This is a genomic window from Kitasatospora sp. NPDC048194, from assembly GCF_043202455.1.
Lineage (GTDB): Bacteria > Actinomycetota > Actinomycetes > Streptomycetales > Streptomycetaceae > Kitasatospora.
Genome location: NZ_JBIDAK010000002.1, coordinates 49,681 through 64,094 on the forward strand (window position 1 = coordinate 49,681; position 14,414 = coordinate 64,094).

Sequence of the window (14,414 nt, forward strand, 5' to 3'; positions counted from 1 at the left end):
GGTGTGCGCTCGGGTGCGCGCGCCGGGTGACGGCCGCGGGGCGGGCGACGGGAGGCGTGCGGCGGCCTCAGCGGGACGACGGATCGGGCAGCCCCGCGGCCAACTGCCGCAGCGCCTCGGCGAACAGCGGTTTGAAGGGCACCACCGGATCGGTGGTCAGGTAGTGCTCGTTGGCCACCTGCAGCGCCGAGAGCGCCGCCGAGGCGACCAGCTTCGGATAGAGGTCGCGCTCGGCGTCGGTGCCGGTCCGGGCGGCCACCGCCGCCGCCAGGTCGGCCCGCGCCCGCGCGCCGCCGCGGACCAGCTCGGCCTGCAGCGAGGGCTCGCGCAGCAGCACCCGCACGGCGGCGACCCAGCCCGGTTCGGGCTCCTCCTCCGCCCCCTCGAAGGGAGCGACAAGGGCGTGGGTGAGCGCCTCCCACAGCGGTTCCCCGGCGGGCCGCGCCCGCAGTGCCTCGGCGGCCCGCAGGATCCGGTCGCGGTGCCGGGAGACGATCGCCTCGGCCTTGCTGGAGAAGTAGTTGTTGTAGGTGCGCGGAGACACCCCGGCCGCGGCCGCGATGTCCTCCACCCGGACGTTCTCCAGCCCCCGTTCCACCGCCAGGCGCAGCGCCGCCCAGCTGAGTGCCTCCCGCGTCGCGGCCTTCTTCCGTTCCCGCAGGCCGGGCTGTCCCTCCGTCATGGACTCCACTGTGGGGTATACGTGCGCGCCGCGCAATAGTGCGCGCCACGCAAGTTTTTCCCGGGTCGGTTCGCCGTGGCGAGCCGCCTCCGACCTGCGGTTGGTCGCTGGTAGTAGTTGCGTGGTCGCGGAGCGATCCCCTCGGGTGCCCGGGCCCCGCGGGTTTTCCGGCGGGACGACTCGACAGGACGTGAGGAGCGGTCATGGGTGGCAGACAGCGTCCGCCGAAGGCGCGGACCCCTCGCCAGGGCAGGCCCGGGGCAGGCGGCGCCGGCCGGGTGAACCCCCGGGTGGGGCTGGCCCGGCTGGAGGGCTTCCTCGCCTGGGAGGCGGAGGTCGCGGCCGCCGAGCGGGACGCCCGGGCCTTCGCCGCCCAGTTCTCCTGGCTGCCGGACGCCGAGCGGGAGGGTCTCGAACGGGCTTATCTGGTCGACCGGTTGAACTACGCCGAGGACGTGGTCGACCGTGCGGTCGAGCGCTGCCGTCGGCTCGCCGCCCGCTACCGGGCCGAATGCCGCCGGATCTGCGCCCGCTGGGCGGCGCTCTGCCTCACCGTCACCCTGGCGGCGGCGCTGTTCGCCGTGGTCCCCGCGGTCCTGCGGGCCTGAGCCCGCCCCCCTGCAGGACGAAGGGCCCGCTGCGCCGATCCCGGCGCAGCGGGCCCTTCCGTGCGGAGGCGGAGCGTCAGTGGTGGCCGTGGCCGCTGGTGATCTCCTCGTGCTCCTCCACCGTCGGCTTGGGGATCTGGCTGCCCCGGCCGTAGAACCCGCGGGACAGCTTCGCCCGGGTGCGCCGCCACAGCCCGGCCCTGCGGACCACGCCGTTCTCGTCCACCTCGGGCTCCAGCGTCATCGGTTGGGGCTGGTCGTGGGAGGTCAGGGTGTACAGCCGGCCCTGCGGCAGCGGCGCGTGCACCTCGATGTACTCGCCGTGCTGGAGCCGGTTGATGACCCCGGTCTCCCGGCCGTGCAGCACCTTCTCCTTGTCCCGCCGCTGCAGGCCCAGGCACCACCGTTTGGTGATCACGAAGACCACCACCGGTACGGCGAAGAAGCCGGCCCGCACCGCGTAGGTGATCGCGTTGATCGACAGGTGGAAGTGCGTCGCCAGCAGGTCGTTGCCGCCGCCGGCCAGCAGGATCAGGTAGAGGCCCATCCAGGCCGCCCCGAAGGCCGTCCGGACCGGGGCGTTGCGGGGCCGGTCGGCGATGTGGTGCTCGCCGCGGTCCCCGGTGACCCAGGCCTCCAGGAACGGGTAGCACCAGATGACCAGCAGGACGAGCGGGAAGACCATCAGCGGGATGAACACCCCGAGGTTCAGGGTGTGGCCGCCCCAGACACTGATCTCCCAGCCGGGCATCACCCGGATCAGGCCCTCGGAGAAGCCCATGTACCAGTCGGGCTGGGCGTCGGTGGACACCTGGTCGGGCCGGTACGGGCCGTACGCCCAGATCGGGTTGATCGTGGCGATCGCCGACATGACCGCGACCACGCCGAAGACCAGGAAGAAGAAGCCGCCGGCCTTCGCCATGTACACCGGCATCAGCGGCATGCCGACCACGTTCTGGTTGGTCCGGCCGGCCCCGGCGAACTGGGTGTGCTTGTGGTAGAAGACCAGGATCAGGTGCGCCGCCAGCAGGCCCAGCATGATGCCCGGGATCAGCAGGATGTGGACGGTGAACAGCCGCGGGATGATGTCCGTGCCCGGGAACTCCCCGCCGAAGATGAAGAACTGCAGGTAGGTGCCGACGATCGGGACGGACAGGATCGCGCCCTCCATGAACCGGATGCCGGTGCCGGAGAGCAGGTCGTCGGGCAGCGAGTAGCCCATGAAGCCGTCGAACATGCCGAGGATCAGCAGCAGCGCGCCGAAGACCCAGTTGATCTCGCGCGGCTTGCGGAAGGCCCCGGTGAAGAAGACGCGCATCATGTGGGTGAGCATCGAGGCGATGAAGACCACGGCCGCCCAGTGGTGGATCTGGCGCATCAGCAGGCCGCCGCGGACCTCGAAGCTGATGTTGATCGTCGAGGCGTAGGCCTCCGACATCGGGATGCCCTTGAGCGGGACGTAGGACCCGTCGTAGACGACCTCGCCCATGCTCGGGTTGAAGAACATGGTGAGCCAGACGCCGGTCAGGATGATGATGATGAAGGTGTAGAGCGCGATCTCGCCCAGCATGAAGGACCAGTGGTCGGGGAAGATCTTGCGCAGGTTGGACTTGGCCAGGGCGTAGATGCCGAGCCGGCCGTCGGTCCAGTCGGCCAGGGCCTCCGCCTTGTTGGCGGGCCTGGCGCGCGTGCTGGTCACCGGTCCCGGCTGCGACTGCTGGTCGGTTCTCACGACGGGCTCCCCGGCGTTCTCGGCGTGCCGTGGTGGAGGCCCGCCGGCGGGAACGCCGGCCGGCGAAGTGTTGTGATCATGGGACCTCTCGATACGGGCCAGCCGGTCTGACCGGCGCGCGGACCAGGTGTTCCGCTGGACCCGTTGCTCAGGGTGATGGAGCGCTTACTCTGTCATGCTGTCGGCAGGGGGCCGACTGTGCACGTCCATCGGCCCGTCCGGCCCTGCGTGTCGGGCCGGACGGGGGGTGCCGACGCCCGATCGGGCTGCCGCCGGCCGGCCCGGCGGGCGGCGATGCTGCGCTCGGGTGCAGCTGGACCGCTCCGGGGCGCGCCGCGTCCGGGCGTCTCCCGGGGTGGGGCCTACGCTGCGCCAATGGCGGATCACCCTGAACTCTTCGAGGACGTCACCGAGGCACTGGCCCGCGCCGGGTTCGACAGCGGACCGGGCCGCTCGCCCCTGTGGATCGGCCACCATCCTGACGGCGTGGTGGTCGGCTGGTCGCCCGGCGCCGCACCCGACGGGCCGCCCTCCGAGGAGGCGCGGGCGGCGGTGCGCGCCGCGGCCGCGCTCGTCCTGCGCGAGTGCGGGTTCCTGGTCACCGAGACGGAGGAGGGGGCGCTGGTGGTGTGCTGCGCCGAACCGGTGACGGTCCCTCCGGAGTCGGAGGCGCCCGAGCAGTGGTGGGGGTGACGCCGGTCTCACTCCGCCCCCGAGGAGCGCCGGGTTGGCGACCGCATGGGTGTTCCCATACCGAATCCTTACCTGCGATAGGGGTCCAGTTGACCCCGGCGACCCTAAGGTTTGCCTAAGCTAAGCGAAGCGCCCTGGACCCCGTGTCCGGGGCGTTCGCCATGCCGTTCCGCCGTCATCGCGGCGGAGCGCCGAGGACAGGTACGACCCGGGGCGCCCCGGGGGAGGAGCCCGCTGCATGTGGGATGAGGCGTTTCCCAGCTTTCTGATCGGGCTGCGTGAAGGACTGGAAGCGGGCCTGGTCGTCTCGATCCTGGTCGCCACCCTGGTGCGGGCCGGTCAGAAGGGCCGGCTGCCCCAGGTGTGGACGGGCGTCGCGGGGGCCGTCGCCCTCAGCCTCAGCTTCGGCGCGGTGCTCACCTTCACCGCCGCCAGCCTCTCCGGCCGCGCCCAGGAGGCCTTCGGCGGGGTGCTGAGCCTGATCGCGGTCGGCTTCGTCACCGCGATGGTGTTCTGGATGCGCCGCTCGGCGCGCACCCTCTCCGCCGACCTGAAGGAGAAGGTGCAGGCCTCGCTGGCGATGGGCGCCGGCGCGCTGGTGCTCACCAGCTTCCTCGCGGTGGCCCGCGAGGGCCTGGAGACCTCGCTCTTCCTGTGGACCAACGTGCGCACCGCCGGGGAGTCCACCGGCCCGCTGATCGGTGCCGCCGTCGGTCTGGTGCTCTCCGCCGGCCTGTGCTGGGGGCTGTACCGCCGGGCGCTGAGGATGAACCTCACCCGGTTCTTCACGGTCACCGGCGTCGGTCTGATCATCGTCGCGGCCGGCGTGCTGGGTTACGGCCTGCGCGACCTCCAGGAGTCCGGGCTGGTGGGCGGCGGCAGCACGTACGCCTTCGACCTGAGCGGGCACCTGGACGCCTCCTCCTGGTACGCCACGCTCGTCCAGGGCACCCTCAACCTGACCGTCACCATGACGGTGCTCCAGGTCGTCGGCTACGTCGCGTACCTGAGCATCGTGATGACGCTGTTCGTCGAGGGCATCCGGGGCGGGAAGGCCGCCCCGGCGGCGGCCGCCACGGGGAAGGCGGCTGCCGGGAAACCCGCCGGAAGCACCGCGGGCGCGGAGAAGGCCGCAGGCGGCGGGGAGGCGGCCGCGACCGGGGAGAAGCCTGCGACTGGGGAGGCGGCGACCGGGGCGAAGGCCGCGACTGTTGATGCGGCGACCGGGGGGAAGGCCGCGCCGGTGCGTTCGGGCCGTCCGCGCTGGGTGCTGTCGACCGCGCTGGTCGCCGTGCCGGTCGTGGTGGCCGGCGTCGTGATCGCCGCGAGCGACGGCAAGCAGGACAGCGCCGCCACCGTCTCGGTGTCCGAGCAGGAGTGCGGCAAGGGCTTCGCCGCCCCGAAGCCCGGGCAGCAGGTGTTCCAGATGCACAACACCGGCGACAAGGTCTCCGAGGTCTACCTCGTCAACCCGGGCACCGGCGCCGTCTACGGCGAGATCGAGGGCCTCGCCCCCGGCACCACCCGTGCGCTCACCGCCACCATCGGCTCCGGTGACTACGCCTGGCGCTGCGTGCCCACCGGCGGGAACTCCGTCACCTCCTCCGCCGTCCACGTCAGCGGCGGTGCCGAGGTCAAGGCCGTCAAGCCGGTCTCCGAGGACGACCTCAAGGGGCCGCTGGACGGCTACAAGGACTACGTCGTCCAGGGCCTCGCGACCCTGATGACCCAGAGCCAGAAGCTCCAGGCCGACGTGCACGGCGGCGACCTCACCGCGGCCAAGGCCGACTGGCTCACCGCCCACCTGCAGTACGCCTCGCTCGGCGCCGCCTACGGCACCTTCGCCGACCTCGACAAGAAGATCGACGGCCGCGCCGACGGATTCGCTGACAAGGCCGACGACAAGGACTTCACCGGCTTCCTGCGGCTGGAGTACGGCCTCTGGCACGGCCAGTCCGCCGCCGACCTGACGCCCGTCGCCGACGAACTCGCCCAGAACGTCGCCAAGCTGGTGCACGACTTCCCCGGCCAGGACTTCAACCCGGGCGACCTGCCGCTGCGCGCGCACGAGATCCTCGAGAACACCCTGCAGTTCGAGCTGACCGGCGACACCGACATGGGCAGCGGCACCAACCTGGCCACCGCCCAGGCCAACCTGGCCGGCACCCAGGAACTGCTGACCCTGCTGAAGCCGCTGCTCGACGAGCGGGACCCGCAGGTGCTGGTCCGGGTCGACGCCGGGATGAAGCGGGTGGGCGACCTGCTCGCCGCCGCCCGCACCGCCGACGGCTGGACCCCGCTGGACAAGCTGCCCGCCGACGACCGCCGCCGGTTGAACGGCGCCACCGGCCAGCTGCTCGAAGACCTCTCGCCCATCCCCGCACTCCTCGAGATCCGGAAGGCCGCCTGATGACCGACCAGACCGCAGCCACCGGGTCCTGCCCGTTCCCGCACGCCGCCGCCGGGGCCGGGGCCCTCGGGGCTGCTCGGGCCGCCGGCGCTGAAGCCCACGCCGGCGCGGGCGCCGCGCAGGGCGGCTGCCCGGCCGGACCGGCCCGGCGCAGCTTCGTGCGGGCCGCACTCGGCGCCGGCGCCGGGGCCGCCGTCCTCGCCGGCGGAGCCTTCACCCTCGGCGCCGGCCCGGCCTCCGCCGGGGACAGCCACCAGACGAAGGCCGGAGCCGTCCCGTTCCACGGCGACCACCAGGCCGGTGTCACCACCCCGGCCCCGGCCCACGCCGCCTTCGTCTCCTGCCAGGTGATCGCCCAGGACCGCAAGGGCCTGGAGGACCTCTTCAGGACGCTGACCGAGCGGATCCGCTTCCTCACCGCCGGCGGGACCCCGCCCGACCTCGGCGTCGGCGCTCCGCCGTCCGACAGCGGCATCCTCGGCCCGGTGGTGCCCACCGACAACCTGACCGTCACGGTCGGCGTCGGCGCCTCGCTCTTCGACGACCGGTACGGACTGGCCAAGGCCAAGCCGGTCCGGCTGACGCCGATGAAGACCTTCCCCAACGACAACCTCCAGGCCGCCGAACTGCACGGCGACCTCTCGCTGCAGATCTGCGCCGACCGGCAGGACACCGTGCTGCACGCGCTGCGCGACATCACCCGGCACACCCGCGGTGCGCTGCAGATCCTCTGGCGGATCGACGGCTTCCAGAACCAGTCCCGGCCGGACGGCGCCCAGCGCAACCTGCTCGGCTTCAAGGACGGCATCGTCAACCCGGACACCACCTCCTCCCGCGAGATGGACCGACTGGTCTGGGTGACCGACGGGACGGGCGAGCCCGGCTGGGCGACCGGCGGCAGCTACCAGGTCATCCGGATCATCCGGATGCTGATCGAGTTCTGGGACCGCGTCACCCTCACCGAGCAGGAGAAGATGTTCGGCCGCCGCCGCGACACCGGCGCCCCGCTGGACGGCCACCGGGAGACCGACGCACCGGACTACGGCAAGGACCCGGAGGGCAAGGCGATCCCGCTGGACGCGCACATCCGCCTCGCCAACCCGCGCACCGCCGACACCGACACCTCGCGCATCCTGCGCCGCGGCTACAACTACGACCGGGGCGTCGACAAGGCCGGCAACCTGGACATGGGCCTGGTGTTCTGCTGCTACCAGCAGGACGTCGTGCGGCAGTTCGAGGCCACCCAGACCCGGCTGATCGACGAGCCGCTGGTCGACTACATCTCGCCGACCGGCGGCGGGTACTTCTTCGTCCTGCCGGGCGTGAAGGACGAGGCCGACTGGCTCGGGCGGGGACTGCTCGCCGCCGTCTGAGGGCGGGTGCGACGGCGGGCCGGTGCCGGGAGCACCGGCCCGCCGTCGCGTCCGTCCCACCGGGCCGGCTGCGGTGCGTTCGGCGCGGTCGGTGGCGTCCCGGCCGGCTCCGGCTGCGACCAGGCGTGGCCGGACGTGGCCGGCTGTGTCCGGCTGTCCCTGGTCGGCTGTCCGTGGTCGGCTGCTCCGGCCGTGGTCGGCTGGTCGGCCGTGGCCAGTTGTTCCGGCCGTGGTCGGCTCCCCCCGGGTGGGGCGGGCTCAGGAGCCCAGGGTGAAACCGATGACCGCGCCGCCGCCCTCCCGGTTCGCGGCGAACGCGGCCCCGCCGTGCGAGCGCGCCACCTCGGCCACGATGGCCAGGCCGAGGCCCGAACCGGGCAGGCTGCGTGCGGCCGTGGCCCGGTAGAAGCGGTCGAAGACCCGGTCGAGATCGACCGTGTCGATGCCAGGACCCCGGTCGCGCACCTCGACCCGCCGACCGCGCACCACCAGCTCGATCGGGGAGGTCCCGGCCGGGTCGAACTTGGCGGCGTTGTCCAGCAGGTTGCCCACCGCGCGGGCCAGCGCGTCCGGGCGGGCGGTCACCACCGTGTCGTCAGCGTCGACCGTGATCGCCCGGTCGCTGCGCCTGCGGGCCTGGGCGGCGGCCTCCCGGACCAGCTCCGCGAGCGCCACCTCGACGGGCTCCTCGTCCGCCTTGCGGTCCGCCGCGAGTGCCACCAGCTCGTCCACCAGCAGGGTCAACTCCCGTGCTTCCTCGGCGAGGTCGGCCATCAGAGCGGTGCGCTCGGCGGGCGGCAGCCGGTCCAGGCTGGGCAGCACCGAGAGGTTGGTGCGCAGGCTGGTCAGCGGGGTGCGCAGCTCGTGCCCGGCATCCTGGACCAGACGGCGCTGGTTCTCCTTCGCGGTGGCGAGGCGCACCAGCATCCGGTGGAAGGCGCGGCCGAGCCGGCCCACCTCGTCCGACCCGGCGGCAGGCACCGGCACGTCCAACCGGCCGCTGGCGGCGACCCGTTCGGCCGCCTCGGTGAGCCGCACCAGCCGACCGGTGATCCGCCGGGCGAGCAGCCAGCCGACCGCCCCCGCGATCAGCACGACGGCCAGCACCACCGACACCATCTGCTGCCGCAGCTTCGCCAACAACTGCTCGATGTCGCCGAGCCGCTGGACGATCTGGACGGCGCCCCGGCCCCCGCCCAGCGAGACCACGCCCACCCGGCAGGTCTCGCCGTCGAGGCGCCGGTCCTCGGTCACCGTCCGGCCGGGGACGTCGGCCCGGGCGAGCTGGCGGTCCTCCGCCGTCGGCGGGAGATCGAGGCGGGTGGTGCCCGCGAGGGGGACCCCGTCGGAGTCCAGGGCCTGGGCGGTGACCCGGATCGGGTGCAGCAACTGCTCGCTCAGCCCGCTGGGACCGTTGAAGTCCCCCGGGAACAGCTTCTCCCGCTGCACCTGGCTGCTCACCGCACGCACGGCCGAACCGAAGTCGTCCGCCTCGTCGTCGAGGATCAGGCGGGCGGCGGCGTGGTAGCCGAGCGTGCCGATCACCACCGCGACCAGGGCAGCCATCGCGGCGAACGCGAGCGACAAGGTGGTGCGCAGACCCGGGCGGGGCAGCCGGTCGCTCAGCCGCGCGGGGCCGGTCACGGCTCGCGCAGCGTGTAGCCGACGCCGCGGACGGTGTGGATCAGCGGGACCAGGCCCGGGCGGTCGAGCTTGCGGCGCAGGTAGCCGATGAACACCGCGAGGTTCTTCGACCCGGGGCCGAAGTCGTAGCCCCAGATCCGCTCGTACAGGGTGGTCTGGTCGAGCACCGCACCGGCGTGCCGGGTCAGCAGCTCCAGCAGGTCGAACTCGGTGCGGGACAGCTCCAGTTCCTCCCCGGCGCGCCAGGCCCGCCGGGCGGCCGGCTCGACCCGCAGGTCGGCGACGGTCAGCACGTCCTCGGCCGGCCCGGGCGGGCGGCGGCGCAGCAGGGCGCGCAGGCGGGCGAACAGCTCGTCCACGTCGAAGGGTTTGACCAGGTAGTCGTCGGCCCCGGCGTCCAGTCCGGCGATGCGGTCGGGCACCTCGACCCTGGCGGTGAGCATCAGCACCGGGGTGCGGTCGCCGGTCGCGCGCAGTCGGCGGCAGACCTCCAGGCCGTCGGGCTGGGGCATCATCACGTCGAGCACCAGGACGTCCGGGCGCTGCTCCGCGAGCACCGCGAGGGTCTGGGTGCCGTCCGCCGCGATCCGCACCCGGTAGCCCTCCAGTGTCAGGGCGCGGGAGAGCGAGTCGCGGATGGCGCGGTCGTCCTCGGCGATCAGCACGGTGTGAGTCATGCGGGGATTCTCCCTGGCGTGCCCACGGCAGGGGAGGGCGGGGCGCGGGATTTCCCGGACCGGGTGGGTTCCGCGCGCTGCTTCGTGGGCGTACGGTGGCCACACGGTGGCGCGCCGCCGGGTGGGCCGCCGGATCCGTGTCGGCACGCCCCGCCGGAGGCCGAGATGGCAGACCGGATGGCTTTCCTCACCACCCCGCGCGCGGAGCGGGCGCGGCGGGACGCACGGGAACGGCTGGCGGACCGGCGGGAGGTGTACCGGCCGGGGGCGCTGCTGCCGGTCGTGGGCGGACAGGCAGGGCGGTGCATGGACTGCGGGCTGCCGTTCTGCCACGCCGCCTGTCCGCTCGGGAACCTGGTTCCCGACTGGAACGCGCTGGTGGCGGCCGGGGACTGGCAGGCGGCGGCCGCGCGGCTGCTGGCGACCAACAACTTCCCGGAGTTCACCGGACGGCTCTGCCCGGCACCGTGCGAGAGCGCCTGCGTGCTGGCGATCGACGGGGCCGCGGTGACGATCAAGAACATCGAGCTGGCGATCGCCGACCGGGCCTGGGAGGAGGGCTGGGACCGCCCGCACCCGCCGGAGCGGCGCGGCCGGGAACTGCGCGTCGCGGTGGTCGGCTCGGGCCCGGCCGGCCTGGCTGCCGCCCAGCAGCTGACCCGCGCCGGGTACGCCACGACCGTGTTCGAGCGGGCCGACCGCCCGGGCGGCCTGCTGCGCTACGGGATCCCGCCGTTCCGGCTGGAGAAGCACCGGCTGGAGCGGCGGCTGAACCAACTGCGGGCCGAGGGGACGGAGTTCCGCACCGGGGTGCGGGTGGGATCGGACGTCACCGGTGTGGAACTGCGGGCCCGGTACGACGCGGTGGTGGTCGCGGTGGGCGCGACGGCGGCCCGGGAGCTGGCGGTGCCCGGCGCCCGGCTGCCCGGGGTGCACTCCGCGATGGAGTACCTGACCTGGGCGAACCGGGTGGACGAGGGCGACTGCACGGACCCGCCGTTGACCGCAGAGGGGAGCGAGGTGGTGATCGTCGGTGGCGGGGACACCGCGGCCGACTGCCTCGGGACGGCGCTGCGCCAGCGCGCGGCCTCCGTCACCCAGCTGGACATCAACCCGCGTCCGCCGGAGCGCCGTGCGGCCGGGCAGCCCTGGCCGGTCCACCCCAAGGTGTACCGGGAGACCACCTCGCACGAGGAAGCGGGGGCGGACTGCCGGGTGTTCGGGGCGGCCACCGTCGGCTTCGAGCCGGGTCCGGAAGGGCGGCTGGCGGGCGTGCGCTTCGCCGAGGCCGTGCCGGGGGAGCGCGGGGTCCGGCCGGGTGGTGGGCGGAGCTCGCCGGGTGCTGGGCGGGGTGCGTCGGGCGCCTCGCCGTCCGGGGCCGGCGCCTCGCCGTCCGGGGCCGGCGCCTCGCGGACCGTGCCTGGCGCCTCGCGGACCGTGCCCGGCGCCTCGCGGACCGTGCCCGGCACCGAGCGGACCGTACGGGCGCAGCTCGCGCTGCTCGCCCTGGGCTTCGTCGGGCCGGAGCCGGACCAGCCCCTGTTCCCCCAACTCGGGCTCACCGTCGGCCTGGACGGCACGCTGGAGCGGGACGACGGGTACCGCACCGCGGTGGAGGGCGTGTTCGTCGCCGGGGACGCCGGGCGCGGCCAGTCGTTGATCGTCTGGGCGATCGCGGAGGGCCGGTCGGCGGCCGCGGCGGTGGACCGCTACCTGCGCGGGAGCACCGAACTCCCGTCGCCGGTCAGCGCCTCGGCGCGGGCGCTCACGCTGTGAGGGCGCGGGCGCCGGCGCCGGACGGCCGGGTGCTCAGCCGAGGCCGAGGACGGAGAGCGCGGTGGTCCAGTCGGTCGCGATGGCCCGCTGGGCGGGCACCAGGTCCACCTGGTGGTTGCAGACGGCCCGGTAGAGCTTGTACTCGACGCTGTCCTTGTCGGTGGAGGCCTGGCTGTCCGGGCCGACGGCGTAGCGGGGCTCGGGCCAGAGGTTGCGCGGGTCGGTGGGGTGGCCGCCGAGCGACAGCGGGATGAAGTGGTCCTCCTCGTAGTCCGCCGTGTTGGTGTCGGCGTAGCCGTACTGGGCGATCTGCTGGACCTTCAGGCGGTTGGTGTAGCTGGTGGACGGGCGGATCGAGGTGCTGTACCCGCCGACGCAGATGGTGTCGTCGATGGTGTCCTGGGTGACGTCCGGGTTGGTGGCGCCGGGGGTGCAGACCGGGTCGGGCAGCGGGAGGTAGGACTGCGAGCAGGTCGCGGCGAGGGCGGCGCGGGTGTGCGGGGCCGTGGTGGCGTGCGCGCTGGCGGTGGCGGCGTGTGCGGTGCCGGCGGTGGTGAGCGCCGCCGCGGTGAGCACGGCGGTCGCGAGGGCGGGGGCGATGCGGTGGGCGCGAAGCATGGGGAGCTCCCTGGCACGGGCCCGGCACGGGCGTGCCGGGGCGGTGTGTCCATGTCACCATCGGCAGGTCTATGCGAGTAGACCGGGTTCGGTGAACAGCTGCCGAAGCGTCAGTCCCTTGGTGGGGCAAGTGTTCGCTTGACGCCGCGACGGATGACGGTGACGGTGGTGACGGCCTCGGGTGGGAGCACGGTGACAGCGTGCGGGCGGATGGTGCCGGGGCCTCGTCAGCGGCGCGTGGAGCGGCGGAGGAACACGTCCGTTGCCGTGTTGGTGTCCCCGGGGGTGAGGGTGCCGTCCTCCGAGCTGAACACCGCCGTCGTGCCATGGGCGTCGACGTACGGACCGAACGAGGCGCCGGGGCTCTGCGAGCCGTCGTCCGAGAGGCTGACGCGCTCGGTTCGGCCGGTCCGCAGGTCGCGCCGGAACACGTCGGAGGCGCCGTTGGTGTCGCCGGGCACCAGCTTCTCCGCCGTGGAGTCGAAGTACACCCAGCGGCCGTCCGCGGTCAGCCGGCCGTCGGAGGAGTCGCCGGTGGTCTTCGTCCCCGGCAGGCCGGCACTCACCAGGGTCTCGGTGCCCTCCTCCAGATCGCGGAGGTACACCTCGAAGTGCCGGTCCCACCCGCTGTCGCCGTGCTGGACCAAGGCGGAGTAGACGACGTACCGGCCGTCGGGACCGAGCGACGGGTAGTCCGCCCCTCGGGCGCCGCCCTTGTCGTCGGTGCTGGCCACCCTCGTCTCCTCGGCGCGCAGGTCCCGGACGTACAGCGGGTACAGGCGCGGTTTGAGGATCCGGGGCCGGGCATCGGCTCGGAACGAGTCCCGGAAGAACTGCTCGTCCGATTCCTGGCCGGCCTCGGCGGTCAGCTCGGCGGCGGCCTCCGGGGAGAGGGCGCCGGGCTGGTCCGGGGCGGTGATGTTGGTCGCCTTGGAGACGAAGGCGACGGAGCCGCCGTCGGCGCTGATCACGGGCGAGGCGGACGAACCGTTCGCCTCCTTGCCGTCCGCGCCGATGCTCACCAGGCCGTTCCCGCCGGTCCAGAGGTCGTGGACGTAGATGTTGCCGCCCTGCCAGGTGACCGTGCCGGGGGCCAGGTCGGTGCGGTTGGACTGGAAGGCGATGTAGCGGCCGTCCCGGCTGAGCGACGGGTGGCCGGAGAGCCGGTCGGTCTGCGGTGTGCCGGGGGCCGGTCGGCCCTGCGGCGTGTCAGGGGTCCGGCCGTGCGGACGTCCCGGGGCCTGGCTGCCCGGCCTGTCGGGGTCCTGGCCGACGGAGACGAGCGTGGTCCTGCCCGTCCAGCGGTCGTGGACGTAGACGTCCTCGAAGCCCAGGTTCGCGCCCGGCACCAGGTTGGTGGCGCCGGAACTGAAGGCGACGTAGCGGCCGTTGCCACTGATCGCGGCCTCGAAGGAGTCCCCGTTCGCCTGGGCGCCGTCCGGCCCGGTGTCGACCCGCTCGGTGCGGCCGGACCAGAGGTCGCGGACGAAGACGTCGGACTTGCCGTTGGTGTCGCCGGGCACCAGGTTGGTGGCGCTGGAGGTGAAGACGGCGTAGCGGCCGTCGGCGCTCAGACCGCCGGCGAACGAGGCGCCGTCGGGCTGCGACCCGCCGATGCCGGAGGACACCCGCTCGGTGCCCGGGCCACGGTGCGGGTCGGCTTGGGCCGACGGCGTGGTGGTGAGCGCGAGCGCGGCGGCCGCGCCGAGCGCACAGACGGCGCGCAGCAGGCGTGCGGGGCTCGGAGCGGGGCGCCGTTCCGACTGCCGCGCGGGCTGCCGTTCGGACTGCCACGCCGGCTGTCGTTCCGACTGCCACGCCGGCTGTCGTTCTGACTGCCGCTCGGGGCGCCGGGCGGGGCGACCGGACGGGTGGGCGGTGGTGGACGTGCGGGTCATCGGTCCCTCCCCTGGGAACGGCCGGACCGCCCCGACGGTGACGCCTCCTGGCGTCGAGTGACGGTTCGTCGCACTCCCCGGCGGCCGGCTCGGAACGAGCCAACCGCCGGACGGGGCGGGCGGTCAATGGCGGTTGGCCGGGAGGGGCGGTTTCGCGTCAGGGGAGGGGCGGAGCGGGCCGCCGTGGTCGCTATCGGGCGACGGTGCGGCGCTGGACCGAGCCGCCGCTACCCGTGCGGCGGCAGCGGCTTCGGAGGCCCGGTCGGCCGCCGTGTCGACGCGCCGGCGCGTCCGAGCCGCGCG

Annotated in this window: 11 protein-coding genes; 5 read left to right on the forward strand and 6 right to left on the reverse strand. The window is 73.8% G+C overall.

Annotation, left to right across the window (positions count from 1 at the left end):
* Positions 1-67: 67 nt before the first annotated feature.
* Positions 68-682: a TetR family transcriptional regulator gene (locus tag ACGF07_RS02780; RefSeq protein ID WP_350747687.1), complete on the reverse strand. Its 615-nt coding sequence runs from the start codon at positions 680-682 to the stop codon at positions 68-70.
* 203 nt (positions 683-885) lie between these two features.
* Between ACGF07_RS02780 and ACGF07_RS02785 the strand changes: the two genes are divergently transcribed.
* Positions 886-1,290 (forward strand): hypothetical protein, encoded by a 405-nt coding sequence (locus tag ACGF07_RS02785; protein ID WP_350747689.1) that lies wholly within the window; start codon positions 886-888, stop codon positions 1,288-1,290.
* A gap of 76 nt (positions 1,291-1,366) precedes the next feature.
* On the opposite strand, the gene ACGF07_RS02790 is transcribed toward ACGF07_RS02785, so the two are convergent.
* Positions 1,367-2,989 (reverse strand): cytochrome bc complex cytochrome b subunit, encoded by a 1,623-nt coding sequence (locus tag ACGF07_RS02790; protein ID WP_392895523.1) that lies wholly within the window; start codon positions 2,987-2,989, stop codon positions 1,367-1,369.
* Between the two features lie 408 nt (positions 2,990-3,397).
* Here ACGF07_RS02790 and ACGF07_RS02795 point away from each other — a divergent pair, with 408 nt between their 5' ends.
* The 3 genes from ACGF07_RS02795 (at position 3,398) to efeB (ending at position 7,498) form a co-directional block, all read left to right on the forward strand.
* Positions 3,398-3,715, forward strand: coding sequence for a hypothetical protein (locus tag ACGF07_RS02795; protein WP_392894771.1), 318 nt, complete (start codon positions 3,398-3,400; stop codon positions 3,713-3,715).
* 238 nt (positions 3,716-3,953) lie between these two features.
* The gene (gene efeU / locus ACGF07_RS02800) at positions 3,954-6,125 is read left to right on the forward strand and encodes an iron uptake transporter permease EfeU (protein WP_392894773.1); all 2,172 of its coding nucleotides are present in this window, start codon (positions 3,954-3,956) and stop codon (positions 6,123-6,125) included.
* Positions 6,125-7,498 carry an iron uptake transporter deferrochelatase/peroxidase subunit gene (gene efeB / locus ACGF07_RS02805; protein WP_392894775.1) on the forward strand — a complete coding sequence of 458 codons (1,374 nt, stop codon included), beginning with the start codon at positions 6,125-6,127 and terminating at the stop codon, positions 7,496-7,498. The genes efeU and efeB overlap by 1 nt, the downstream gene beginning before the upstream one ends.
* Before the next feature lie 258 nt (positions 7,499-7,756).
* Here efeB and ACGF07_RS02810 read toward each other — a convergent pair whose 3' ends face one another.
* Together ACGF07_RS02810 and ACGF07_RS02815 are read right to left on the reverse strand one after the other, a co-directional pair.
* A complete protein-coding gene (locus tag ACGF07_RS02810) occupies positions 7,757-9,142 on the reverse strand; it encodes an ATP-binding protein (RefSeq protein ID WP_350736275.1) in 1,386 nt (461 codons plus the stop codon).
* Positions 9,139-9,819 (reverse strand): response regulator transcription factor, encoded by a 681-nt coding sequence (locus tag ACGF07_RS02815; RefSeq protein WP_350736272.1) that lies wholly within the window; start codon positions 9,817-9,819, stop codon positions 9,139-9,141. The genes ACGF07_RS02810 and ACGF07_RS02815 overlap by 4 nt, the downstream gene beginning before the upstream one ends.
* Before the next feature lie 165 nt (positions 9,820-9,984).
* Between ACGF07_RS02815 and ACGF07_RS02820 the strand changes: the two genes are divergently transcribed.
* A complete protein-coding gene (locus ACGF07_RS02820; protein ID WP_392894778.1) occupies positions 9,985-11,595 on the forward strand; it encodes a glutamate synthase subunit beta in 1,611 nt (536 codons plus the stop codon).
* 33 nt (positions 11,596-11,628) lie between these two features.
* Here ACGF07_RS02820 and ACGF07_RS02825 read toward each other — a convergent pair whose 3' ends face one another.
* Both ACGF07_RS02825 and ACGF07_RS02830 read right to left on the reverse strand, forming a co-directional pair.
* Positions 11,629-12,213: a hypothetical protein gene (locus ACGF07_RS02825; protein WP_392894780.1), complete on the reverse strand. Its 585-nt coding sequence runs from the start codon at positions 12,211-12,213 to the stop codon at positions 11,629-11,631.
* Positions 12,214-12,440: 227 nt separating this feature from the next.
* A complete protein-coding gene (locus ACGF07_RS02830) occupies positions 12,441-14,111 on the reverse strand; it encodes a TolB family protein (RefSeq protein WP_392894782.1) in 1,671 nt (556 codons plus the stop codon).
* Positions 14,112-14,414: the final 303 nt, after the last annotated feature.